General features: G+C 63.3%; 20 protein-coding genes and 1 pseudogene. 4 read left to right on the top strand and 17 right to left on the bottom strand.

Annotation, left to right across the window (positions count from 1 at the left end):
• Positions 1–116: 116 nt before the first annotated feature.
• The 7 genes and pseudogenes from H7B90_RS19620 to H7B90_RS19590 all read right to left on the bottom strand — a co-directional run bounded on the left by H7B90_RS19620 (position 117) and on the right by H7B90_RS19590 (position 10,785).
• Positions 117–1,208, bottom strand: a complete 1,092-nt coding sequence (locus tag H7B90_RS19620) for a CobW family GTP-binding protein (RefSeq protein WP_246578460.1) — start codon at positions 1,206–1,208, stop codon at positions 117–119.
• A gap of 110 nt (positions 1,209–1,318) precedes the next feature.
• Positions 1,319–1,993, bottom strand: coding sequence for an SOS response-associated peptidase (locus H7B90_RS19615; protein ID WP_185137589.1), 675 nt, complete (start codon positions 1,991–1,993; stop codon positions 1,319–1,321).
• A gap of 161 nt (positions 1,994–2,154) precedes the next feature.
• A pseudogene (locus tag H7B90_RS19610) lies at positions 2,155–3,065 on the bottom strand (aldo/keto reductase).
• Between the two features lie 19 nt (positions 3,066–3,084).
• The gene (locus H7B90_RS19605; RefSeq protein WP_185137588.1) at positions 3,085–3,402 is read right to left on the bottom strand and encodes a YbjQ family protein; all 318 of its coding nucleotides are present in this window, start codon (positions 3,400–3,402) and stop codon (positions 3,085–3,087) included.
• A gap of 107 nt (positions 3,403–3,509) precedes the next feature.
• Positions 3,510–5,471 carry a tetratricopeptide repeat protein gene (locus H7B90_RS19600; protein WP_185137587.1) on the bottom strand — a complete coding sequence of 654 codons (1,962 nt, stop codon included), beginning with the start codon at positions 5,469–5,471 and terminating at the stop codon, positions 3,510–3,512.
• 49 nt (positions 5,472–5,520) lie between these two features.
• The gene (locus H7B90_RS19595; protein WP_185137586.1) at positions 5,521–6,045 is read right to left on the bottom strand and encodes an ADP-heptose synthase; all 525 of its coding nucleotides are present in this window, start codon (positions 6,043–6,045) and stop codon (positions 5,521–5,523) included.
• 195 nt (positions 6,046–6,240) lie between these two features.
• Positions 6,241–10,785, bottom strand: a complete 4,545-nt coding sequence (locus H7B90_RS19590; protein WP_185137585.1) for a hypothetical protein — start codon at positions 10,783–10,785, stop codon at positions 6,241–6,243.
• A gap of 251 nt (positions 10,786–11,036) precedes the next feature.
• Here H7B90_RS19590 and H7B90_RS19585 point away from each other — a divergent pair, with 251 nt between their 5' ends.
• Positions 11,037–11,978 (top strand): serine hydrolase domain-containing protein, encoded by a 942-nt coding sequence (locus H7B90_RS19585; protein ID WP_185137584.1) that lies wholly within the window; start codon positions 11,037–11,039, stop codon positions 11,976–11,978.
• A gap of 504 nt (positions 11,979–12,482) precedes the next feature.
• Here H7B90_RS19585 and H7B90_RS19580 read toward each other — a convergent pair.
• From H7B90_RS19580 to H7B90_RS19560, 5 genes are all read right to left on the bottom strand, one after another.
• Positions 12,483–12,842 carry a hypothetical protein gene (locus H7B90_RS19580; RefSeq protein ID WP_185137583.1) on the bottom strand — a complete coding sequence of 120 codons (360 nt, stop codon included), beginning with the start codon at positions 12,840–12,842 and terminating at the stop codon, positions 12,483–12,485.
• Positions 12,843–12,860: 18 nt separating this feature from the next.
• A complete protein-coding gene (locus H7B90_RS19575; protein ID WP_185137582.1) occupies positions 12,861–15,170 on the bottom strand; it encodes a thiamine pyrophosphate-dependent enzyme in 2,310 nt (769 codons plus the stop codon).
• Positions 15,171–15,369: 199 nt separating this feature from the next.
• The gene (locus H7B90_RS19570) at positions 15,370–16,374 is read right to left on the bottom strand and encodes a 2-oxoacid:acceptor oxidoreductase family protein (RefSeq protein WP_185137581.1); all 1,005 of its coding nucleotides are present in this window, start codon (positions 16,372–16,374) and stop codon (positions 15,370–15,372) included.
• A 252-nt stretch (positions 16,375–16,626) separates the two neighbouring features.
• Positions 16,627–17,376, bottom strand: coding sequence for an SDR family NAD(P)-dependent oxidoreductase (locus tag H7B90_RS19565; RefSeq protein ID WP_185137580.1), 750 nt, complete (start codon positions 17,374–17,376; stop codon positions 16,627–16,629).
• A 3-nt stretch (positions 17,377–17,379) separates the two neighbouring features.
• Complete coding sequence (locus tag H7B90_RS19560) at positions 17,380–18,231, bottom strand: MOSC domain-containing protein (protein ID WP_260411123.1); 852 nt, start codon at positions 18,229–18,231, stop codon at positions 17,380–17,382.
• Between the two features lie 149 nt (positions 18,232–18,380).
• Between H7B90_RS19560 and H7B90_RS32585 the strand changes: the two genes are divergently transcribed.
• Positions 18,381–18,503, top strand: coding sequence for a DUF6254 family protein (locus H7B90_RS32585; RefSeq protein ID WP_221482103.1), 123 nt, complete (start codon positions 18,381–18,383; stop codon positions 18,501–18,503).
• 35 nt (positions 18,504–18,538) lie between these two features.
• Here H7B90_RS32585 and H7B90_RS19555 read toward each other — a convergent pair whose 3' ends face one another.
• Positions 18,539–19,051, bottom strand: a complete 513-nt coding sequence (locus tag H7B90_RS19555) for a GNAT family N-acetyltransferase (RefSeq protein ID WP_185137579.1) — start codon at positions 19,049–19,051, stop codon at positions 18,539–18,541.
• Positions 19,048–19,776 (bottom strand): phosphonate ABC transporter ATP-binding protein, encoded by a 729-nt coding sequence (locus tag H7B90_RS19550; protein WP_185137578.1) that lies wholly within the window; start codon positions 19,774–19,776, stop codon positions 19,048–19,050. Before H7B90_RS19550 ends, H7B90_RS19555 begins: the two co-directional genes overlap by 4 nt.
• Before the next feature lie 158 nt (positions 19,777–19,934).
• On the opposite strand from H7B90_RS19550, the gene H7B90_RS19545 reads away from it, so the two are divergent.
• Complete coding sequence (locus H7B90_RS19545) at positions 19,935–20,165, top strand: hypothetical protein (protein ID WP_185137577.1); 231 nt, start codon at positions 19,935–19,937, stop codon at positions 20,163–20,165.
• 6 nt (positions 20,166–20,171) lie between these two features.
• Here the strand turns inward: H7B90_RS19545 and H7B90_RS19540 are convergent, their stop codons facing one another.
• On the bottom strand, positions 20,172–20,309 hold the full coding sequence (locus H7B90_RS19540) for a hypothetical protein (RefSeq protein WP_185137576.1): 138 nt from the start codon (positions 20,307–20,309) through the stop codon (positions 20,172–20,174).
• A 197-nt stretch (positions 20,310–20,506) separates the two neighbouring features.
• Between H7B90_RS19540 and H7B90_RS19535 the strand changes: the two genes are divergently transcribed.
• Complete coding sequence (locus tag H7B90_RS19535) at positions 20,507–21,256, top strand: HAD family hydrolase (RefSeq protein WP_185137575.1); 750 nt, start codon at positions 20,507–20,509, stop codon at positions 21,254–21,256.
• 46 nt (positions 21,257–21,302) lie between these two features.
• Here the strand turns inward: H7B90_RS19535 and H7B90_RS19530 are convergent, their stop codons facing one another.
• Together H7B90_RS19530 and H7B90_RS19525 are read right to left on the bottom strand one after the other, a co-directional pair.
• Positions 21,303–22,316, bottom strand: a complete 1,014-nt coding sequence (locus H7B90_RS19530) for a cation diffusion facilitator family transporter (RefSeq protein WP_185137574.1) — start codon at positions 22,314–22,316, stop codon at positions 21,303–21,305.
• 118 nt (positions 22,317–22,434) lie between these two features.
• Positions 22,435–23,067: glucosaminidase domain-containing protein (locus tag H7B90_RS19525; protein ID WP_185137573.1), on the bottom strand; the 633-nt coding region annotated here is incomplete at its 5' end.

The following is a 23,067-nucleotide window of genomic DNA, read 5'->3' as shown; positions in this document are numbered from 1 at the left end:
GGCGGGAAGCTGCCGAGAGGGCTCAGCCTGGCGGCAGAGAGGACGGAGCCTGGTAACCGAGAGACGGAACTTGGCAGCCGAGACAGCGGAGCCTCGCGGGCGAAATGCCGCGGGGACTATTCTTCCGCGTTCGCGATCAGCTTCTCCAGCCTGCCGATCAGTTCGGAACGCGAGAATCCTTCGCCGATGAACACCGCGGCGTCGTGAACCGTCTTCTGGGGCGTAATGCGCAGGAAGTCGCTCTCCCGGTACGCGTATTGGAACAGGAAGCGGCTGGCCGTGTCGCGGAAAGTGACGATCCCCTTGGCGCGATAGATCCCCTCGGGCAGCTCCTGGAGGAAGCGCTCGAAGGCAGTGCTGTCTAGCGGTCCCGGGAGATAGTACGTGACGACGTTGACGTGATCGTGATCGCGGCCGCCGCTCCCGAGGACGCGGAACGGGGAGCCTCCGCCGTTCCTCTCTTCCCCGCTCTCTTCTCCCCGTTCCCGATCCTCCTGCCGTCTCGCCGCGTCCAACGCGGAACGATCGCCCGCTCCGTCCCAGATCGCGGACAAGTCCGTCTCGCATTTAACCGTGACGACGACGTCGGCGCGCGGGTTCCATTCGCGAAGCAGATCCTCCAGCTCGCGCAGCTCCTCCTCGCGCACGAGGTCCGCTTTGTTGAGCAGCAGCAGCGTCGAAGCCCGTATCTGCTCCTTCATCAGCTTAAACGTCTTGCCGGATCCGATCCGGACCCGGTCGAGCAGGTGGCCGGCGTCGACGACGGTCAGAATGCCGCGCAGTTCGAGCCTCTCGTACAAGGAAGTCTCCGATACGGCGTCGATGATCTCGAGCGGCTGCGCGATGCCCGTCGATTCGATGAAGACGACGTCCGGACGATACCGCTTCGCCAGGTTGAGAAGTTCCATGCCGACGTCCGATTTGATCGTGCAGCAGATGCAGCCCCCTAGCAGTTCGGCCATCGGCACCGAAGCATCGACGGCGAGTCCGTCCAGATTCACGTCGCCCGCTTCGTTCATCAGTACCGCGGGCTTCAACCCCTTCCGCCGGGATTCGTTCAGCAGGTTCCTCAGAAGCGTCGTTTTGCCGCTGCCGAGGAAGCCCGACAACAGATAGACTCCGATGACGTTCTCCGTTCGATTCCGTTCCTCGTTCTCCATAGGACTCTCGATTCGATTCTTCATCCGGTTCTCCATTTGGTTCTCCATTTGGTTCTCCATTTGGTTCTCCATTCGTTTCTCCATTCGGTTTCCCATCCCGTCGTACGAATTTATCGCATAACAAAGCCTCCGCGGATCGATCCGCGGAGGCTGTCCGTTCACCGGCGAAGAGCGGCGTACGAGGCGCGGATCGGCTCCGCGCATTCCGGCGCTTCGAGGTTCAAGTCGTTCACGTATCCGCCGACCGGATACATCTCCATCATGTCCTCCGGCAGTTCGCGCACGTATGGGTAGACCGACCGGTACTCGACGTTGGACTCGCTCAGCCAAGCGTCGATTCCGTCCTCGTCGAGCATGGCCGGCATCCGTTCGACGTAGCCTTGGGCGACCCGGTTCGGCTCCGACGTCAGCATCGTGAACGCGCGAAGCTCCTCGCCGTCCACCCTCGGCCATCTCTCGTAGAACCCCGGAATGCCGAACACTCTCCGGTCGCGGAACACGAATCGGATCGGCTGATGCACCTTGCCTTCCGACAACCAGCCGTAGAAGCCGTTGCAGGGGATGACGCAGCGCTGCTTGTTCACGATCCGGCGGAAGATCGGGCGGCTGGCGATAGCCCGCCCGTCCGCGTTCACCGCGTCCTTGGACCAGTAGGGCATGAAGCCCCACCGGTGATTGTCCAGGATCCGCTGCTTCCGGTACTCGTAGATGACGGGCACCGTCTGCGTCGGCGAGATATTGTATTTGGGTCCGTACGGCATGGCGACGTGGCCGATTCGGAATTGCTCGACGAGATCGCTCAGTTCCGCCGACAGGGAGAATCGTTGACACATGGGAGAGCACCGCCTTTGGATTAGCTGTCTCGTCCCAGTATCCTCTAGTCCAGCAAAAATATACCGCTCTCCCCATCTAACTTGCGGTCTGAGCTTGCTCAGCGACCGCAGCGTGCTTACGGCCCCAATCTTCTTGCGGATGACCGGCCTCCTGCGCGGTTCTAACGATCCTGCGGATGCCCGGCTTCGACGAGCCGGACGGCCGCCGCGTTGGCTTCCACTTGGGCGACGTCCTTGCAGCCCGGGATCACGCAGGTGACGGCCGGATGCTTCAGGCACCAGGCCAGCGCCCATGCCGCCATGTCGACGCCTTCCGGCACTTCCTCGGCCCGGATCCGCTCGACTTCGCGCAGCAGCTTGTCCTGCTCGGCGGCATCGCGGCGCGAGCGGACGTCGTCCGCTCCGAAGGAGGCTCCCGGCCGGTACTTGCCGCTCAGGAAGCCGCTGGCCAGCGGCACTCTCGCCAGCACGCCGAGCTCCTGCTCCAGGCAGGACGGGAACACTTCCTCCTCCGGCGCGCGGTCGAGCCGGTTGTAGACGACCTGGATCGCCTTCGCGCCGACTTCCGTCGCCTTCGCCGTCTGATAGACGTTCCGGTTCGAGCCGATCGAGATGCCGAGGTGGCGGATCTTCCCCGCTTCGACCTGGCGGCCGAGCAGCTCCCACAGCCCGTCGGTATCGAAGGAAGCGTCCGGCCCGGAATGGAATTGGTACAGGTCGACGTAATCCGTCTTCAGCGCGCGAAGCGAAGCTTCCAGCTGACGAACGACGTCTTCCGGCTTGAATTCGTCGGTGCGTTGGAACGGTCCGTGAAAATGATGGCCGAACTTCGTCCCACGATCCAATCTCCGCGGTTGCGCTCGATAACGGGGCCGATCAGCGATTCCGAGAGATGGTCGCCGTAGCATTCGGCCGTATCGATCAGGTTGATGCCGAGCTCGCGGGCGCGGCCGAGGATGGCGTCGGCTTCCTTCAGGTCGTACGAACGGCCCCACTCGCCTCCGAATTGCCACGTTCCGACTCCGACGACGGAGACGTTCAGCCCCGTCGATCCAAGCTTCCGATACTTCATCCGCTCCGCTCCTTCCGAATCAGGCTTCGACCGATACGGCCGTGCCGCTGACCGCGACCATCAGCATGCCTTCGCGCACGACCTCGTAGTCGACGTCGACGCCGACGATCGCGTTCGCGCCCATGCGCTGGGCTTGTTCCACCATCTCGGAGATGGCGATCTCGCGCGCTTCCTTCAGCTTGTTCTCGTAAGAGCCGGAGCGGCCGCCGACCACGTCCGTGAGCGAAGCGAGAAAGTCTCGGAAAATGTTGGCTCCCATAATCGTCTCTCCGTTGACGATTCCGTAATACGAGGTAATCCGGTAGCCTTCCACGTTGGGGGTCGTCGTTACGAGCATGATAGCTCCTCCTGATCGGGTATAAGATGTCGATCTGCTTGATTCCGCGTTACGCCCCTCATTTTACCATACTCCGCTCCCGAACACGAAGCCGTCCTCGGGCGGAGTCAAGAGAGGTACCGGCTCAAGCCGAACCCGCCGAGGAACTTCTCCTTCGCCCTCTCCCGCATCTCGTCGTCGAACCCTTCCAGCTCGGCGAGCCGGCCGAGCCGGTCGTCCTCGGGCCGCTCGGTTCCGGTGTACAAGAGCCAATGCGCCAGATCCTCGGCGGCCCTCGTCCGGTCGAACAGATGATGATAGTAGATGGACGCTCTCTCCAGATAGAGCCGCGGCTCGAACGGGCTCAGCTCCAGCGCCCGGCCGAGAGAGCGGATGGCGTCGTCCTGCAGCCCCATCCGGGAGTAGATCAGCGCCAGGTTGTAATGACCCTGTTCGTCTTCGGGCATCAGCCGAACGTAATCCAACGCCCCGCTCAGCGCTTCCTCGGCGTCGCCCCGGCTCCAATGGATGAAGCTGCTCAGCCAGATCAGGCGGACGTTGGCGGAATCGAGGGCGAGCCCGGCCCGGCAGTCCTCGAGCGCTTCATCGAGACGGCCTCCGTCGAACCGGCATTGGGCCCTTCTCTCGTACAGATGCGCGTTGTCGGGCTCGAGACGGATCGCCCGCCCGTACTCCTCCTCCGCGAGCTCGCGGTTGCCCATGCCGGCGTATAGCTCCGCCATGGCGTACGCCGTCTTGCTCTCTCCGCGCAAGGACTCGTCCCTCTCCAGCGCTTGATTCAGGTCCAGCAACGCGTCCTCGTATCTCTCGGCCATGAAGCGCGAATAGCTTCGCCGCAAGTAATATTCGGCGCTGTCTTCCAGCGAGAGCGCCGCCGAGTAGGCGGCGTCCGCTTCGTCGAACCTTCCGGCGTCGATGGCCAGCTCCGCCTTCTGCTTCCAATTCAGCGGGTCGTCCGGCTCGATCTCCGTCAGCTCCTTGCTCGCGGCCTTCGCTTCCGCTGCCATGCCGGCGTCCCGGAAGACGTCGACGAGCCAGAAGCGGGCGACCGTCTGGTTCGGGAACCGGCCGATCGCCTCCCGAAGCGCTTCGATCGCCTCCGGCCAGCGCTCCATCTTGCGGTAGGTCGCGCCTAATTCCATATAGGCGGCGAGACGGTCCGGATTCCGGCTTCGGACCGTCTCGAGAACGTCCGCCGACGCCTCCAAGCGGCCGAGCTCGCGGTTCAAGGCCCCGGAACGGAGAAGCAGATCCTCCTCGTCCGGGTAATCCAGAAGACCGCTCTCGATCGCCTCCAGCGCCTCCTCCCGCCTCCCCGCCTTCTCCAGCAGCTGGGCCTCCTTCAGGCGGAATCCGCACTCCGAGTCGATGATCGCCATCAGCGTCCGGACGGCCGTCTCGGAATAGCCGGTTCTCTCCCGGATGAAGGTCTCCCCTTGGTCGCGCGTCTGCCGAAGCCGGCTCTGGGCGGCGGCGGCGAGCCGGATCGCCTCCAGCGCTTCGGCGTCGCTGCCCGCGCCTTCCAGCGCCTGGGCGTGGCGGAACCGGTACAGCGGCAAGGCGTAATCGGGCGAGGCCGCGGCGAGGCCGAGCGTCTCCGCGGCCTCCTCGTACCGGTCGGCGCGGAGGAAGATGCAGCCGAGCTCGTATTGCGCCGACACTCGCTGGCCGTCCGCGCTTCGCGCGATGGCTTCCTTCATGTCGGCGATCGCTTCCTCGAATCGCCCGATCCCGCTCAGGGAGACGGCGCGCGAGTACCGATAATAGCCGGACGCGGGGGCGAGCCGGATCGCTTCGCTCAAGTCGTCGATCGCCTCCCGTTCCCGTCCGGCGTCGTGATGGATCAGCGCCCGGCGCGCATAGGCGTCCGGAAGCTCCAGACCGTCCAGCGCGCGGAGCGCGCGCTCCGGCCGGCCGAGCTCGTGGAGCAGCTCCGCGTACTCGAGCCGCTGGGCCGGAGTCATCCGGTTCTCCCCTATGGCGGCATACCAGGCCAACGATCGCTCCGCCTTGCCGCGCTTGCGATAGCGGGCGGCCATCCAGCGGGCCAACGGCATGGGAATTCGCATTCGGTCCCTCCTAGTAGTAGGAAAGCTGCCGGGAATCCCGGCAGCTTCCTCATTGCGAATAACCGTCGAAGGAAGGGACGTCCTCTTCCAACGCGAATTCGTAATCGTCGATATCGTACAGGATGACCGGAATGCTGTTCTGGACGACCTTGTCCTGGAACTCGATCTGATCCGTCAGTATCGGGCATTGAAGCCGCAGCGAAGTCAAGATGAGCTCGGTCTCGATCGGATCGAGCGCTTCGCCGTATTGCATGTTCTCGACCGCGTTCACGACGACGAGCGTCACGTGCTCGTTGATCGGAAGCGGCGGGCTCTCCCGCCACGGGGCGATCAAAGACCGCTCCAGCTTCTTCTTGTTGAACGGATCCTCGAAGAATTCGATCATCTCGCCGACCTTGGCCTTGACGTGGCGGTCGTCTTCCGGCTCCGGCATGATCGGCTCCGGACTGTCCTTCATATCGTACAACTCCATGATCGTGGAGTATGGAATCCTGTATTCGACAGGACGTTTCGGCAGAAGCAGCTGGCCGTATGTGGCGATCATAACCGCCTCGATGACAAAACGTCGACTCATGATTGGTTCCCTCCCGGAGACATAACCTGCGAACGATTCGCGTGCATTGAATCCCATTATATCATAAAAAAGCGAAGCGCGAGGTGAGACAAACCTCCAGATCGGCGAAAGATTGTGCTCCCGCGGAAGCCGGGAAGAAGGAAACGGCCGGCGCGGAAGTTATCCTTCCGTCCGGCCGCTTCGCGGTCGTTCCGTTTATCCCTTGCCCGGATAGGCGATCTCCGCGACCGCGCTCTCCGGTTGTCCTCTCGACGTCTGGGTGATATACAGCGTGCCTCCGTCGGCGGACAGCTGCGTCAGCGACACGGCGATCGGGTCTCCGTTTCTTCCGACGGTGACCGATTTCGCCAGCTTCTTTTTCCCGGCGTCCTTGTAAATCTTCAAGACGGTGCCCTGCGCCAGCCCTCGAACGTCGATGGCGAACCCGACCTTGCCGCCCGCGTTCGTCCAGCCGGAGATTCTCGCCGGATCGAACGGCGCCGAAGGCTCGGCGGTGTAGTTCTTCGCCGTTCGGGACGACTCCAGGCCGCCGCGGACGACCGAGACGTAGACTTTGCCCGCCGCGGAACCGGGAAGCGCCACCGCGGCTTGCGCCGTATCGCTTCCGGTGCCGACCGTGCCGGAGCCGAGAGCTTCGGCCGAATTCGCCGACGCATAGATTTTGATCCCGTCCCCGGCCAGCAATCCCTTCACGGAGACGGTGTCGCCTTCCTTGTAGCGGTTGACGATCTCGATCGTCCGCTCGGGCGGCGCGGCCGGCGGTTCGGCTCCGTACGCCGCCTCGGTGCGGGCGCTCTCCTTGCGGCCGCGCGAGATGGAGAGGAATACCGATCCCGCATCCTTCGTCGGGAGCTTAAGCGAGACGGTCGCCGCGCCTCCGTCGTTCTTGCCGACGGCTCGGGACGAAGCGATCGCCCTCGTCGTCTGGGCGTCCTTGTAGACCTTGACGACGTCCCCGGTCAGCAAGCCTCCGACGACGACCGTATCGGACGAATTGCCCTGATTGTTGACGATCCTGATCGTCTGCGCGGCCGGCGGCTCCGGCGGCTCCGAATCGTATGGCTTCGCCGTGCGAGGATTGGATTCCCGGCCGTCCCGGCTTATCGTGACGTAGATCGTCCCGGACGCGGCTCCGAGTTGTTCGACGGCGACGGTCGCCGTGCCGCCGGCCGCCGCGGCGGAGCCGATCGCCGCTCCTCCGGCGGCATCCCGGTACACTTTGGCGACATCGCCGTTCAGCAGCCCCGTTACGGTCACCTTATCCGGCCGGCCCAGCTCGTTGACGACCGAGATGGCCCGGGCGGCGGGAGCCGCCGGGGGCTCGGCCCCATAGTCGACCTTCACGCGTTCGCTCTCCGGCAGCCGTCCGCGGACGATCGAGACGTAGACGCTTCCTTCGGCTTCGCCGAGGGGCTTCAGCGTAATGGTGACGGCTTGATCGGTCCTTCTGACGGCCGAAGAGGTGCCGATCGCCCGGGAGGCCGGATCGTTCGCGTTTTTGTACACCTTCACGACGTCGCCGACCTGCAAGGACCCGCCTACGGTAACTTTGGCGATATCCGTCGTTCTGCCTTGGTTGTTCTGGACGACGATCGCGCCCGGATCCAGCTTCGCCGGCGGTTCGGCGGAATACGGCTTCGCCGTTCGGGCGGATTCTTGGCCGCCGCGCGTCAGCGAGACGTATACGGTGCCCGCCCCGACGGACAGCTGATCGATGCTAAGCGTCGCTTCGGTCTGGCCGGTCCCTGCCGTGCCCGACTTCAGCGGAGCGCCTCCCGTCGCCTGGGCGTACACGTTCACGGTGTATCCCGCGACGAGCCGGTTCACCGTTACCGTATCCGGCCGGCCCAGCGAATTCGTCACCGTGATCGTCGCGGCCGCAGGAGCGGCCGGAGGAGGCGGCGGTTCCGCGGCGTACGCGACCTCGACTCTCGCGCTCTCGGTTTTGCCGCGGGTCAACGAGACATACAGCTTGCCGGCGGCGGCGCCCAGCTGGGAGACGTTGACCGTTACGCTGTCCGCTCCCGCCGCGACCGCGCTCGATGTAGCCATCGGTCTCGTCGACGTCTTATTGTCCTTATACAGCTTGATGACGTCGCCCGTCTTCAATCCGGTCACGAGCACGACGTCTTGCTCTCTCGGGCGCTTGTTCGTAATCTTCACTTGATCAGCGCTCAGCTCGCCGGCCGGATCGGCCGGTTCGGCGGCGTAGGCCTTGGCGGTGCGCTGCCGCGACTCCACGCCTCCCCGCGTCAGCGATACGTAGACCGTCCCGGCCGTCTTGCCGAGCTGGGCGATCGAGACGGTCGCTTCCGTCGCCCCGGGGGCGACCGTCGCCGAACCGAAGGCGGTTCCGCCGGTCGCGGCTGCGTATACCTTGACGGTATCGCCCGCGAGAAGTCCCGTTACCTTCACTTTATCGGGCGTGCCTTCTCGTTCGTTCGCGACCGCGATCTGATTCGCGGCAGGCGGGTTCGGCTCCGCGGGAGCCTCCGCGCCGAACTCCTTGGCGGTCCTCGACGAATCGGCGCCGCCGCGGCGAATCGCGACGTAGACCGTGCCCCCGGCCTCGCCCAGCTGATCGATCGTCACCGTCGCCGTCTTGGTGGAGGCGACCGCGTTCGCCGATCCGAGCAGCTGACCGCCGTTCGGAAGGTTGAACACCTTCACGGAATCGCCCGTCTGCAGACCCGACACTTGGACCGTGTCCGCCGTGCCCGCCGGATTGTTGACGATCCGGATCGAAGCGGCGGCGGGAGGAACGATCGCTTCGGCGGCATACGTCTTGGCGGTCCGCGGCGTCTCGACGTCTCCGCGCTTCAGCGACACGTACAGCGTGCCGGCCTCGATGCCCAGTTGGCCGTAGATCAACTCCACCTCGGTCTTGCCGGGTTTAACGACCGCGTTGCCGACCGGAGTGCCGCCTTCGGCTTGGCGATAGACCGAGATCTGGTCTCCGGCGAGCAAGCCGGTTACTTTGACCGTGTCCTGGACGTCTCCCATGTTGTTCTCGATCGTAATCTGATTCGGATTCAAGGGAGCCGGCTGCGCCGGAGGCTCGGCCGCGTAATCCTTCTTCGTCCGAAGGCTCTCCTTCATCGGTTTGCCTTGGTCGTCCTTGCTCGTCAGCGTAACGTAGACGGAGCCCGCCCCCGTCCCGAGTTGATCGACCGTGACGACCGCGGACGTCTGGCCGTTCGCGACCGCGGCCGTCCCGATCGCCTCCGCGGAATCCGGACTCGCGTACGCCTTGACGACGTCTCCCGCCTTAAGGCCCGTTACGGTGACGCTGTCCGCCTTGCCGGCGTTGTTCTGCACCGCGATCCGGCTCGCGTCCGGAGCCGGGGTCGTCGGAACCGTTCCGGGCTTCAGATCGGACACGGGAATGAGCGCATAGTCGCCTTCCTGACCCTCCTCGTTGATCGACACGATGGCGAGGCCGAGCGCGTTGGCGGGGATCGCCGTGTTGGCCGGCACTGCGAATTCGTTGGCGTCCTTGCGTTCGACCTGCCCGAGCTTGACGAAGTCGTAAGTCTTGTCGATCTGCCAGCCGATCTTGTAGGCGGCGATCTTCGTCGTCGTATCCGGGTTGCCCCAAGTCAGCTTGCCGCCGATCTGGCCTTCGTCGGGGTCCGTATTATCGATCGTCGGGTTCGTCGCGGCGGCCGGCGAATCCCAGATGAAGCTCTCGTAATGCTCGGCGCTCTGGCCCGCAGACGTGTTCGAATATGCGGTGAAACGGTCGGCACCCGTCGGAATGGCCGTCGAATCCAGGTAAATCAAGTTGAAGTCGACGATGCGCACGTCCGCGAGCTTCTGAATCTTCGGGTTCGTCTTGTTGCCGAAGTAGAGCGTGAACGAATCGACCGATTCGTACCCGCCGCCGTAGCTGAACAGAGAGATCCAACCGGCGATCTTGCCCTTGGCCGCGTCGAAGTCGTAAATAGCCGACATGACCGGCGGCGGAACGTCTGCCGGAGCCGGGTTTACGACATCGGGAGCCTGATCGACGATGGCGGACTGGTTATTGATGAAGTCGAATTCCCCGTCGTAGATGTAATCGATGGGCATTCCTTCGTAATCGATCGCGAATACCCCGATCCCGTCGACGCCTTCCGGGAACGAATAATGGTCCGGGAATTTATATTCCGTCCTGGCTCCCTTCGCCACGGAGGTCAATCTCTCGTAACGCTCGTGGCCCTTGAGCAGCCAAACCTCGTAGCCGGTAATGTCGGCGTTGGCGAGCGGTTCCCATTTCAGGGTTCCCGAGAACGAATTTGGGGCCGGATCGGCGTCCATGAACGAAGTGATCATGACGAGCCCGTCCGGATTGTCCCACACTTTAGACGTTGCCGGTCCGACGAGCGAGCCGTCGTCCAGCTTGGAATAGACGGCTACCCGCTTCATGTCCGCCGCCAAAGCCGTCTCCGGCAGCTCGTACCGATAGTCGTGCGAGCCGTCGTTCTCGACTTCGGCAATCTTGTCCAGGTCCTTCCCGGCTTTGTCCTGGAACGTCAAGACATAGCTCTCGACCTCGGAATCGTCCTCCGGGGCGGTCCATCTGATATCCCCTTCGATGAACCCCTTCTCTTCGTTTTCATCGAAAAAATACGCGCTGACCGGCGATTGCCCGCCAGCCTCCGGCCCGCTTCCTTCCGCCGCGCCGGCGGCCGCGGGCAGCAGCCCCGCCGCCAGCGAGGCGGACATCACGCACGCCGCTGCCTTCCTGCTCCACTTCATCGATTGGATCCTCCCGATCTCCTCTTGGATTGAACATGAGAATTGCACGATCTGCCGACATTATAACGAGCAAGCGATTGCGGCAGATAGTTACCCCGGTCACGTGAATCGTCATGCTTCCGCTATGACCGCGAGGACGTCGAAGGATGTCGAAAGGAGGATTCGGGCCATTTGACACCCGGTCCCGGGGCAGGTACTCTTTTGTCAATCGAGTCATTCCAATCCAAGCCAAGCAGAAGGGCGGCCTCGACATGATCCGAACGCTGACCGTACCCGAAGACGCCGTTCGCGAGCTCCATGAACAAGTCGCTTCGAACCGCATCCGGACCTGCTTCCTATGGAGCGGAGGTTCCCTGATTTACCGATACGAGAAGGAGCCGAACGCCGCGGCGGAGCTGCATAAAGTGAATTCCGTCACCAAGAGCGTTCTGTCCCTGCTCGTCGGAATCGCCGTCGACGAAGGCCGGATCGGTCCGCTGGACGCGCCGATCTCGGACTATTTGCCCCGCGTCCCCGAGGACAAGGCCTCGATCGCGGTGGAGCACCTGCTGACGATGTCGCCGGGCTTCGACTGGCCGGAGATGGGGGCATGGCACGGGTATCCGAAGGCGATGGTGAACAGCCCCGACTGGGTCCGATTCGTTCTCGGAAGGGAGATGACGGAGGCGCCGGGTCGGAGAATGGTCTATAACTCGGGCGCTTCCCAGCTGCTGAGCGCCGTTCTCCAGCGCGCCGTCGGAATGCCGACGGCAGCTTACGCGCGGAAGCGGCTGTTCGAGCCGCTCGGCATCGATTGCTTCGTCTGGCCGTCGGACCCGCACGGCATCGGCATCGGCGGCTTCGGCTTGCGGCTGCGCGGCGAAGACCTGGTCCGCATCGGAAGGCTCGTCCTTCGGAAGGGAAGCTGGGAAGGGCGGCGGATCGTCTCCGAACGATGGATCGAGGAATCGACGCGCACTCGGCTTCATACGTACGATCGCCTCGGCTCCTACGGCTATCATTGGTGGACGCTGGGCGGCGGCGAGGGGGACCGCTTAGGGCCGCATTGCTTCTTCGCGATGGGCTTCGGCGGCCAGTTCATTCTGGTCGTTCCCGCGGCGGACCTCGTCGCGACGTTCACGAGCGAGCTGTTCAAGAAGACCGCGGTTCCGCTCCGGATCTTCAAGGAGACGATATGGAGTCGCCTCGAATAAATCCGCCGCCTTCAAGCTGGCGATGCCTCCAATGCCGATAAATTCGGCATTCAAGGCGACGCACCGGCGCAGGTTGCCTCCAATGCCGATAAATTCGGCATTCAAGGCGTCCGCACCGGCGCTGGATGCCTCCAATGCCGATAAATTCGGCATTCAAAGCGTCCGCGCCAGCGCAGGATGCCTCCAATGCCGATAAATTAGGCATTCAAGGCGGACGCACCGGCACTGGATGCCTCCAATGCCGATAAATTCGGCATTCAAAGCGTCCGCGCCAGCGCAGAATGCCTCCAATGCCGATAAATTCGGCATTCAAGGCGGACGCACCGGCGCAGGATACCTTCAATGCCGAAAAATTCGGCATACAAGGCGTCCGCGCTGGCGCAGGATGCCTCCAATGCCGATAAATTCCGCATTCATAGCACCGGCGCCGACATGAGGCCTCTCCCCGGATGCGAAAAAGATCCCCGGACGCGCCCGCGACGGCGCTTCCGGGGATCGCTCCCTTCACGCATCTCTTACGATCGGCTCCGCCTGCAGCTTGCCCTCGCGGAAGTACACGCGCAAGGCCGCGTCGTTGCGCAGCTTGACGTTGGCCATCTTCGCCTCCTGCTCGGTGAGCAGCGCGGGCTTCCAGCGGGACAGCTCCAGCACCTGCTCCCATTCGGCCTCGTGCCGGCCCTGCTTCGAAGCCGGCGGGCACGCGACCGGACCGTAGCGGTCCGTCCGCAGAATCGCCGCCAGCCTCTCCTCTTCGGCCGGCGCCTCCTCCCATAGCAGAATCCCGTAATAAGCCAGCGAGTACCCGTTCACCTGCCGGCCCGACAGCAGCTCGCCCGTTCCTGTATGCATCAGCGCATATGGCATCCGCTTCACCGCCCCGGCCTACAGATAAGGACTGTCGTGCTTCGCCTTCAGCATATTCCAGCGACGCTCGATCTCGTCCTCGAATTCCTTCAGCAGCCCGGCATTCTCCGGCTTCACCAGATGCCTCGTCTTGCCCATCAGCTTCAGCCAATCGGCCATCGGCACCCGCTTGCCCTTCTCCTCGGGGTTGTAGGTAATCGTCGTAATGCCGCGCTCGACTTCGTACAGCGGGAAGAAGCAGGTGTTGACCGCATGCTCGATGATCGTCGAGCCGTCTTTGTCGTCGGACAGCCAGTTGAGAGGACAGGTTATCAGAATTTTCCCGTACACCATGCCGACGTTCTGCGCGTACCACTGCGCCTTGGCCGCCTTCTTCAGCAGGTCCTGCGGATTCGCCTCGCTCCCCGTGAACACGTATGGGATGTGGGTCGCCGCCATGATCTGCGCGGTGTCCTTGTGGTGGAACACCTTGCCGGCCTGGCTCTTGCCGACATTCGACGTCGACGTCCGGTGGCCGAGCGGCGTCGAATAGGACAGCTGCGCCCCCGTGTTCATGTAGCCTTCGTTGTCGTATTCGAGGATGATCATGCGATGATTGCGCAAGGCGGCTCCGATCGCGGGGCCCATGCCGATGTCCATGCCGCCGTCGCCGGTAATCATGACGAACGTGAAGTCGTCCTTCAGCCCGAGGTGGTCGAGCTCGCCCCGGCGCTTGCGCTCGTGGAACATCTCCACGACGCCGGACAGCGTCGCGGCCCCGTTCTGGAACAAGTTGTGGATATACGTCGCCTTGTGGGCGGAATACGGATACCCCGTCGTGACGACCATCGCACAGCCGGTATGGAACAGGGCGACGATGTCGCCTTCGATGCCCTTGAAGAACAGCTCCAGCCCGGAGAAAATGCCGCAGCCCGGACAAGCGCCGTGCCCGGGCGCGATCCGCTTCGGCTTCTTCGTCAGCGAGCGGAGCGGCGGCACCCGCACGTTCAGCTTGCCGGTCGACTCGTCCGGCGTCACCGTGATGAGCCCGGTCTTCAGGTCCTCGTACCGCATCGGCTCGAGCACCCGCTTCGGCGCCTTCGCCGGGTCGCCCTTCGTATGGCCGTGGTAATCGAACGGCTTCTCGACCTTCCCCTTCTCGGCCGCTTCGATCGCGAATTCGAACAGCTTGAGGCCGTCCTCGGCGTAGAAGTCCTTCCCGCCGAGCCCGTACACGCGGCTGATCACCATCGTGTCGGCGTTGCCGTACGTATGCAGCGCGGCCTTCACCTCGAGCGTCATGTTGCCGCCGTGGCCGCCGTACGAGTCGGCGCGATCCCCGACGGTGACCGCTTTGACGCCCTTCAGAGCGTCCGCGATGGCCTTCGCCGGGAACGGGCGAATCAGGTTCGGGGAGATCGATCCCGCCTTCACGCCCTTCTCGCGCAGCTGGTCGACGACGTCCTTGACGATCTCGGCCGACGAATTGAGCAGGAAGACGACCACCTCGGCGTCGTCCATGCGGTACAGGTCGAGGACGGGATAATCGCGGCCCGTCAGCGCGGCATACTCCCGGCGGATCCGGTCGTAGACCTCCTCCGCCTTGTACATCGCCATCGACTGCTGGTAGCAGTTGTTGATGTAGTCCGGCTCGTTCATGTACGGCCCGACCGTAATCGGGTTGTCGCGGTCGAGCACGTGCGCGAACCCTTCGGGCGGCTTCTCGCCGACGAACGCCAGCACGTCCTCGCGGTTCGCGAACGTCATGACCCGCCGCTTCTGGTGGCTCGTGAAGTAGCCGTCGGACGCGACCAGCACCGGCAGGCGCACCTCGGGATCTTCGGCCAGCTTGAGCGCGATGAGGTTCATGTCGTAGACCGCCTGCGGATCGCGGCACAGCACGATCGGCCAGCCGGTGTTGAGGGCGAAGTACAGGTCCGAATGGTCGCCGTGGATGTCCAGCGGACCGGAGACGGAGCGGCAGACGAGGTTCATGACCATCGGGAACCTCGTCCCCGACTGGACCGGCATCTGCTCCAGCATGTACAGGTAGCCGTTGGCGCTCGTCGCGTTGAAGACGCGGCCTCCGGCCGTCGAAGCTCCGTAGCAGACGCCCGCCGAGCCGTGCTCGCCGTCGGCCGGGATGAGGACGATGTCGTGCTGGCCGTTCGCCTTCATCAGATCGAGGAACTGCGCGACCTCCGTCGACGGGGAGATCGGGAAATACCCCATGATGTGATAATTGATCTGGTGGGCCGCGTAAGCCGCCATCTCGTTGCCGGATTCGTAGACGACGCGCTGCTCCGCGGTTCCCGCTTGGCCGTGCTCCTTGCGGATATCGATTGCCATTTTACCGTTGCCCACCCTTCTGGACTCGACTTGGAATTCGTATCATCCATTGTCATCAGGGAGTCGGACCGGCAGACGGCGGCGGAAGGATCGGTTGGCGCGACAAGGCTTGGATGGAGGCGGGAGAAAAGCCGTCCGGGCCCGGCCCGGCGATCGAGGACGTGGCGATAGTAGACATCGCGATTAGACGACGCAGCGGTTAGACGACGTAGTTGAAGCGATGGGCGACGCGGCGTCCGTCCGCGTACCCGTCCTCTTCCAGCTCGGCGGACAGGGCGTCCGTCGGGCACGCTTGCACGCATTTCAGGCAGCCCTTGCAGTATTGGTAGTCGATTCCTTGCAGGAACATCTGGGGACGTCCCTTCTTGTCGGGAAGCTCCTCCCAGACGAAGCAGAAGTCGGGGCATACGTTGTCGCAGGCGGCGCAGTGGATGCACTTGTCGTCGGCGAAGTGCGGGAGGCGCCCGGCGCGGGAGATGCTGAGATCCTTCAGCACGCTGTTGCCGGGATTCGTGATGAGGCCGCCGATCGGCTGCGTCTCGTAGCCGAGCACGGGGGTGTCCATCCGGACGAACGCCGGCATCGAATCCCCCGGGGCGAGCTCGAACGTCTGAAACTTCACTTCCTTGTAGCCGCGGTCGAACGTGTTCAGCGCCGGCTGGACGGCTCCGGGGTACTTCTTCTCGAGCGACTTGCGGACGACGCCCTTCATGAATTCGGGATCGAGGAACGGGCACAGCCGGAACAGCGCGCCGAGCATGGCCATGTTGACGCGGTTGTTCTCTTCGAGGCTGATGCCGGTCGCGTCGACGACGGCGAGCGTGCCGCTCTTCAGCTTCAGTTGGTCCTTGAGGACGGAGGGCGGCTTCTTGGAGTTGACCAGGACGATGGTGTCTTCGCGCATGCCGGAGATGACGTTGACGGTACGGGACAGGTTCTCGTGGAAAATGCCGATGACGTGAGGACGCTCGACGGGAGAGGTATCGCGGATTCGGGCGTCGGGCGCGCAGAAGCGGATGTGGGCTTTGACGGGCGATCCTTTCTTCTCGGAGCCGTAGGAGCTGAAGCTGACTCCGTTCAGCCCCACCCCCATCACTCCGGCTTCGGCGAGCATCTTGCCCGCCAGGTTCGCTCCGAGTCCGCCGATCGATTCCAGCCGGATCTCGAAGAAGCCTAGCTCGTTCGTTTTGGGCAACGTGACCATATGGCTGCCTATCCCCTTTCGCATATTCGGAATGCTAAGTCGGAGAGTCGTCGGAAGCATCTGGCTGCGATGTTGATACCTTTCGCGGTTCGCCCGCGAATTCCTGCCGTTGTTGGAAAACGCTTACGAATTTCGCTGTCGCGGAACGGCGAAGCCCGTCTCGTCCCGCCCAAGCGCCTATCCGCCTCCCTCTTCCTCTTATTGTATGTCGGCCATCGCCTGCGATTGCCGACGGATCTATCGTGACGGCTCTCAAGGCACGTAAATCATCTTGCGCGTCATGCCTCCGTCCACGGCCAGATCGATGCCGGTGACGAAGCCGTTCTCCGGATCGGTCAGGTAGAAGCAGGCGCGGACGATGTCGTCCGGAACGCCGACTCTGCCCGAAGGATGCTGATCGTGGTCTTCCGGCCGCAACGCCGTGTAATCGCCGGTCTCGATCCAGCCGGGGCTGACCGCGTTGACCCGGATCCGGTCCGGGCCGAGCGACAGCGCGAGCGCGTGGGTCAGCGAGGCGATGCCTCCCTTGGAGGCGGCGTACGCTTCCGAGTTCGGCTCAGACTGCAGATGCCTCGTGGAAGCGATGTTGACGATCGCGCCGCCGGTCCCTTGGCGCTTCATGATCTTCGCCGCTTCCCGGGAGCAGAGGAACGTCCCCCGCAGGTTGACGTTCAGCACGCGGTCCCACTCCTCGAGCTCCAGCTCCAGCGGGGACTTCCAGATGCCCAGACCGGCGTTGTTGATCAGAATATCGACGCTTCCGAACGCGTCCGAGGCGGCCTTCATGATCCGGGCGGCCGATTCCGGCCGGGCCAGGTCCGCGGCGAAGAACTCGGCCCGCGCCCCCTCCTGCACGAGAGAACGGGCCAGCGCTTCGCCTTCTTCGCCCGGCAGATCGGTCAGCAGCACGGCCGCGCCTTGCTCCGCGTAGGACCGCGATAACGCGCGGCCGATTCCTCCGGCCGCGCCGGTAATCACGACCGTTTTGTCGGCGAACGACATCTCTTATCCCTCCGCTTCCGATTTGGCCAGCCGCTTCGTCAGCGTATCGCGCCAGCTGTCCGCCAGCGCCTCCACCGCGAGCAGCCGCCGAATGCCTTCCGTATCCTTCTTGTCGCGGTGCATGATCCGGTTCGCTTCCTTCACGGAGAGACCCGCGGGATGACGCCGGACGAGCTCGATCTCGCCGGCGGCCACCTCTCCCGGCTCGAGCACCCGGAAGTAGAAGCCCGTCGCGCCGGTCTGCGTCACGAGAGCGGGCAGCTCGTCGAGCCCCCACCGCATCGCCAGCTTCCAGCAAGGCACTCTCGGCTGGCTGATCTGGACGGTCGCCCCGCCGACGCGGAAGACGTCGCCGACATGCACCATGTCCTCCGAGATGCCGTCCAGAGTGAAGTTCTCCCCGAACGCGCCCATCGGCAGCTTCCGCCCCAGAACGGCCTCCCAGTGCGAATAGTGGAGATAGCTGTAGACGCACATCGCCTTGTCCGGCCCGCCGTGGTTGACCAGGTCCGCCTGCTCGTCCCCTTCGAGCCCCGTCGGCCCGAGAAGAAGCGGACGGTCCGCCGGCTCCTTGCCGATGCCGGACTTCGCTTCCCGTCCTTTGTACGTTCCCAAGCGGGCCGCGCCCGTATTCACCGACAGCAGAGGAGCGGTCCATCTCTCCTTCGTCGCTTCCATCATCCGAACCCCCACCCTCAATTCTTCCGTTATCTCCGGCAGCTCCCGAATCTTCGGGAACTTCCCCGTATCACCGCTAACTTCCGTATTTCCGCTAACTTCCGTATTTCCGCTAACTTCCGCTTCTCCGGCGCCGGCCGAAGCAGCGCGGTCTTCCGCGCTTCCTTCGTTTTCCAATCTCGCGCTTCTTCCTCGCTCAGCCCCAGAATGCGTCACGTTCAGAACCCGCTCGCCCGCGCCCCGCTTGCATAACCGCCCCTCGCTTGCGCCACGATATAGCCGAGCTCCGAATCTTAGGCGATGCGAATCGCGAGGAGGAATGCGCCATGAGCACGTCCAAACGCCGCAGGGAGAACGCTTGGAAGCAACGGAAGCAGACGCAGCATCCCCATGGCAAGATCAAGTCCCTGCACGAGCTTGCCGGCGAATCGCCCGAAGAGACCTTCTGATCGGACTCCCGCAATCGGATCGGCTCCCAAGCCTCTCAGCCTGGGAGCCGTTCTTCCGTCAGCTTCATGATCATATCGTGCCACTCCACGCCGCCGTGCTCGTCGTGAATAAGTCCCGTCGGCCGGAAGCCGTTCGCCTCGTACCAGCGGACCAGACCGCTCTGGCACATCAGCAGGACTTCCGCGAGCCCCCCGCGCTTCGCCCGTTCGACAATGGCGGCGAGCAGCTTCGCCCCGAGGCCGCCGCCGCGGCGGCTCTCGTCCACCGCGACCGACAGGACGCACAGCTTGCGTCCGTCCTGCGAGCCTCCGAGCAGCTTCTTGATGCCGACGTCGAAGCAATCCTCCGCGTCCGTCCGGACGCCGCAGGCGAGGCCGACGAGCCGTTCCCCTTCCCATGCCGTCAGGAAGTAGTCCGGGTACGTCCGCCAACGGTAGAGGAATGCCTCGGGCGACGCCGCCAGCTCGGGAGAATAACAGGCCGCCTCCAGCCGGTGCGCGAGACGGATCTCCTCTTCCGAACGGGCCGGCCGAATGACGGCCGTCACGACAGGCGCACCTTCTCGGCGCCGGTCAGCCGGCGTCCCCGGACGTTCATGATGATTCGTCCCTCATGCAGGCCCCAGATCTCGTCCGCGAACTTCTCGGCCAGCTCGAGCCTATGCAGCGCCACGACGATCGTCGTCCGCTTCTCCTTGCACAGCTTCTTCAGGATCGCCATAATGTCCTCGGCCGAGTGCGGGTCCAGCCCCGTGACCGGTTCGTCCGCCAGAACGAGCTCCGCGCCGTGGGCGATCGCCCGCGCGATGGCGACCCGCTGGCGCTCCCCGCCGCTCAGCTTCTCGGCGGGCTGCTTCGCCCGGTCGATGAGGCCGACCGCCTCCAGCGTGTCCATCGCGTCCATGTAGTCGTCGTTGCGGACCATGCCGGTCATCCGGCGAATCCAGGACACTTGGCCGACGGCTCCGATCAGAACGTTCTTCAGCGCGGTCTTCTTCTCGTATAAAAGCGGTTTCTGCTCCAGGTACGCGATCTTGCGCCGAACGCGAAGCTTCGCGAGCGGGCCGGCCTTCATGACCTCCTGGCCGTCGAACCGGTACTCTCCCTTCGTCCACGGCTCCTTGAGCGCTAGGCAGCGAAGCAGCGTCGACTTGCCGCTGCCGCTCGCCCCGACGATCGCGACGAACGTGCCGGGCTCCAGCTGTCCGCGAATCTCCTGAAGCACCGTTTTGCCTTGCGGCAGAGTGCGGGTCAATCCCGATATCGTGATCATGGCTGCTTGTGCTCCTTCTCCGGCGATGCTTGAATTGATAGTTTCCCCAATGAATCTAGTTTATTGTATTCCGGAACGCCTTTCCATACGAACAAATGTTTGCTATAATGGGAACAAGAACATTTGTTCGAATAATTCTGAATACGAGGTGGATGGGAATGGTCAACTGCGAGCACCTGCGATTTGTAGAGCCTGCGAGAGGAAGCCGCCCGTCAACGGATCTTACTTTCAAATTTTACGCCGACGGGAAGCTCGTCATCATCGATAACGACACCGGACATACGATAAGCCCCCGGGAGTTGCGCGGGGGCAGCTACGACTTCTATGTGCGCCAGAGGATCGCCTTCATCAAGAGGGATCTTCGGGCGAAGCGCGAGAAGTATGCCTGAGAGGCATCAAGGCAGGTTCTTGTTGATTTTGTTCAGGCTCGGCGGAAGGCGGGACAGCTTCTCCAGATTCGGCGTCCGGGCTTCCGATTTCAGGCGGGCGAAGTTCTGCTGATCGTCCGCTTTGGTGCTGCCGTTTCTCGGCATAGCGACTCACCTCCGTCCCTTCGCGATCGCGGCGAAGGGCTTTTTGTTACCATCATGCCACTTCGCGCGCATTTACAAACCTGGTATTCGCGGCCATAATGGAAGATATCCGGCTTCGGGAACGGGGCGCGCCTTCGGCTGCGGACGGATACGATAAACAAAGGAGCCCCCGGCAACGTATTGAAGGAGCGAGCGCAATGAAGCAGAGCATCTTATTCGATCTGGACGACACGTTAATCTACTGCAATAAATACTTCAATCTCGTCCTCGACCAGTTCGCCGACCTGATGACGGAATGGTTCGCGCCGTTAGCGGCGACGCGCGAGAGCATTATCGACAAGCATACGGAGATCGACATCGCCGGAGTGAAGATCTTCGGCTTTCAGTTCGATCACTTCCCCCGTTCGTTCGTGGACACGTACCGGTACTTCGGCGACCTGCTCGGCAGGCCGGGATCGAAGGACGAAGAGAAGCGGCTGTGGGAGCTCGGCATGAGCGTCTACGACCACGAGGTCGAGCCGTATCCGTTCATGGAGGAGACGCTCGAGACGTTGACATTGCAAGGCCACCGTCTTCACCTCTATACCGGCGGAGACCCTGCGATCCAGCGGCGGAAGATCGAGCGGATGAATCTGGAGCGATTTTTCCAGGACCGGATCTACGTTCGGGTACACAAGAACACGGACGCGCTCAAGGAGATTCTGCGCGAAGGCCGCTTCGACGCGGACCGTACGTGGATGATCGGCAATTCGCTGCGAACCGACGTCCTCCCCGCCGTGGAATGCGGCATTCACGCCATCCACATGAAGCGCGAGCAGGAATGGACGTACAACCTGCTGACGATCGAGACGCCTCCTCGCGGAGCGCTGCTGACGTTAACCGCGCTGTCGGAAGTGCCTCCCGCCATCGACGACTATCTCGGAATAGCGAAGGAACCTGGCGTCTAGACGCTCAGGTTCCTTCTTTACGTTCTATGGAGAGCCCGCGCGGGGCTTAGTCTTGTTCCTCGTCTTCTTCCGGATCCCAGTCCGTCACGCCGTTGTCCTCGATGATGCCCAGCGTCACGTCCGAGATGTGCGGATCGTTCAGCAGCTCGTCGCGCACCTGGAACTTGATATCGTCCGCGTCGGCGAGACTGAGTCCCTTCTTCAGCTCGATCAGCCCTTCGACGTGGTAATAGCGGCCTTCCTGCAGGATGCGGAGCTGGTTGATGTCGACGACCTTCGGATGGGAGAAAATAATCTTCGCCACCTTGTCCTCCACGTCCGGAGGTGCGGCCACGCCGATGAGCCCGACCATATTGTCGTAGCCGACGCGGAAGGCGACCCCGACCATCAGGATGCCGATCACGATCGTCATGACGCCGTCGATCGCGTGGAACGACGTGAGCGAGGTGACCAGAACGGCGATGAGGGCGAACAGCGCGCCGAGCGTCGCGACCAGGTCCTCGTAGAACACGAGCCGCGTCGGAGGAGCGGCCCGGCCGACATGCCGGAACGCTTGGGGGAAGATGCGCAGCCCCTTCGCCTCCACCCGGCTCTCGTGAAGAATCTCCTTCATCGCTTTGATCAGGACGAATCCGTCCGTCGCCAGAGCCAGAAGCAGAACGATCAGGTTGAGCCACATCCCCGACGTGTGGGCGGGATGCTTAAGCAGGTGAAAGCCTTCGTGAATCGTCTCGTACGCCATCACCGTCACGACGATGACGGCGACCATGCAGAACAGGTTGATGACCCGCCCGAACCCGGTCGGGAACCTTCGCGTCGGCCGCTTCTCCGCCAGGACGCTGCCCGTGAACACGAACGCCTGGTTGACCGCGTCCGCCACGGAGTGCATCGTCGACGCGAACATCGCGCCGCTGCCGGTCAGGAACGCCGCGACGCCTTTGACCACGGCCAGCAGCGTATTGCCGATCGCGGCCGTCGCCGACGAAGTGTTGCCCTTCCTGAGTAGAGACCAGAATGAGTTGGATGAGTCCGGTTCTGACGATAGTGTCGCGTCTGCCATTGAGTTTCGATTGTCCTCCCGATGAATAAGCTGAAATAGGATATAGCGCTTCTAACTATTATTCCTTTACGTGCTAAGAAGCATACAAGTTTCATATTTTTTTCCGACGCCGCCGCGCCTATTTTGACCTTGAGAGATTCGCGAGCTTGTCGAAAATCAAACGTACGCCTTCGGACCAGGCGGGGTCCTCGGCATAGGTAAGGTTCAGCCATTCGAACGGCTCGTGCCCTTCCGGTCTCTTGACCATCCGCCTCGCGATCGTGCGGGCGGCGATCTCCGAGGAGTCCGCGATATCCGTGTTGTAATCCTGCCAGCTGTGGAACACGTTAAACGGATTGTTGACGATCTGGCGCGCCTGCTTGCCCGACCGGGGCACGAAGCCTTGCTCCTGCCCGGTTATCGCGAACAGGAGCAGCGGATTCACGTCGAACTTCCGGGCGCTGGCGACGATGGCGCCGAAGTATGGCTCGTCCGCGAGCAGGGAATCGCGGCTGCGCAAATACGCTTTGACGGCCTTGGCATCGACGTCGGCATACCGAAGCCTATCCGGCATGCCGACGTCCTTCTTCTCCGCGGGGACCGGATCGGCATAGGGCGCCGCGGGGAGCGGAGCCGCGTCGCCGCCCGTCCTCTGCTGGGCCAGCAGCCCGACCGTTCCGCCCGCCGCCAGCGACAGGGCGAGGGCGAGCCAGGCGACATGGCGGCCCAGCGCGGGCAGCCGTCGCCGGACCGGCGCGCCCGGCCCGAGCGC

Origin of the sequence: Cohnella xylanilytica, assembly GCF_014212175.1 — a bacterium.
Lineage (GTDB): Bacteria > Bacillota > Bacilli > Paenibacillales > Paenibacillaceae > Cohnella > Cohnella xylanilytica.
This window is presented reverse-complemented; position numbering and strand designations above follow the sequence as displayed.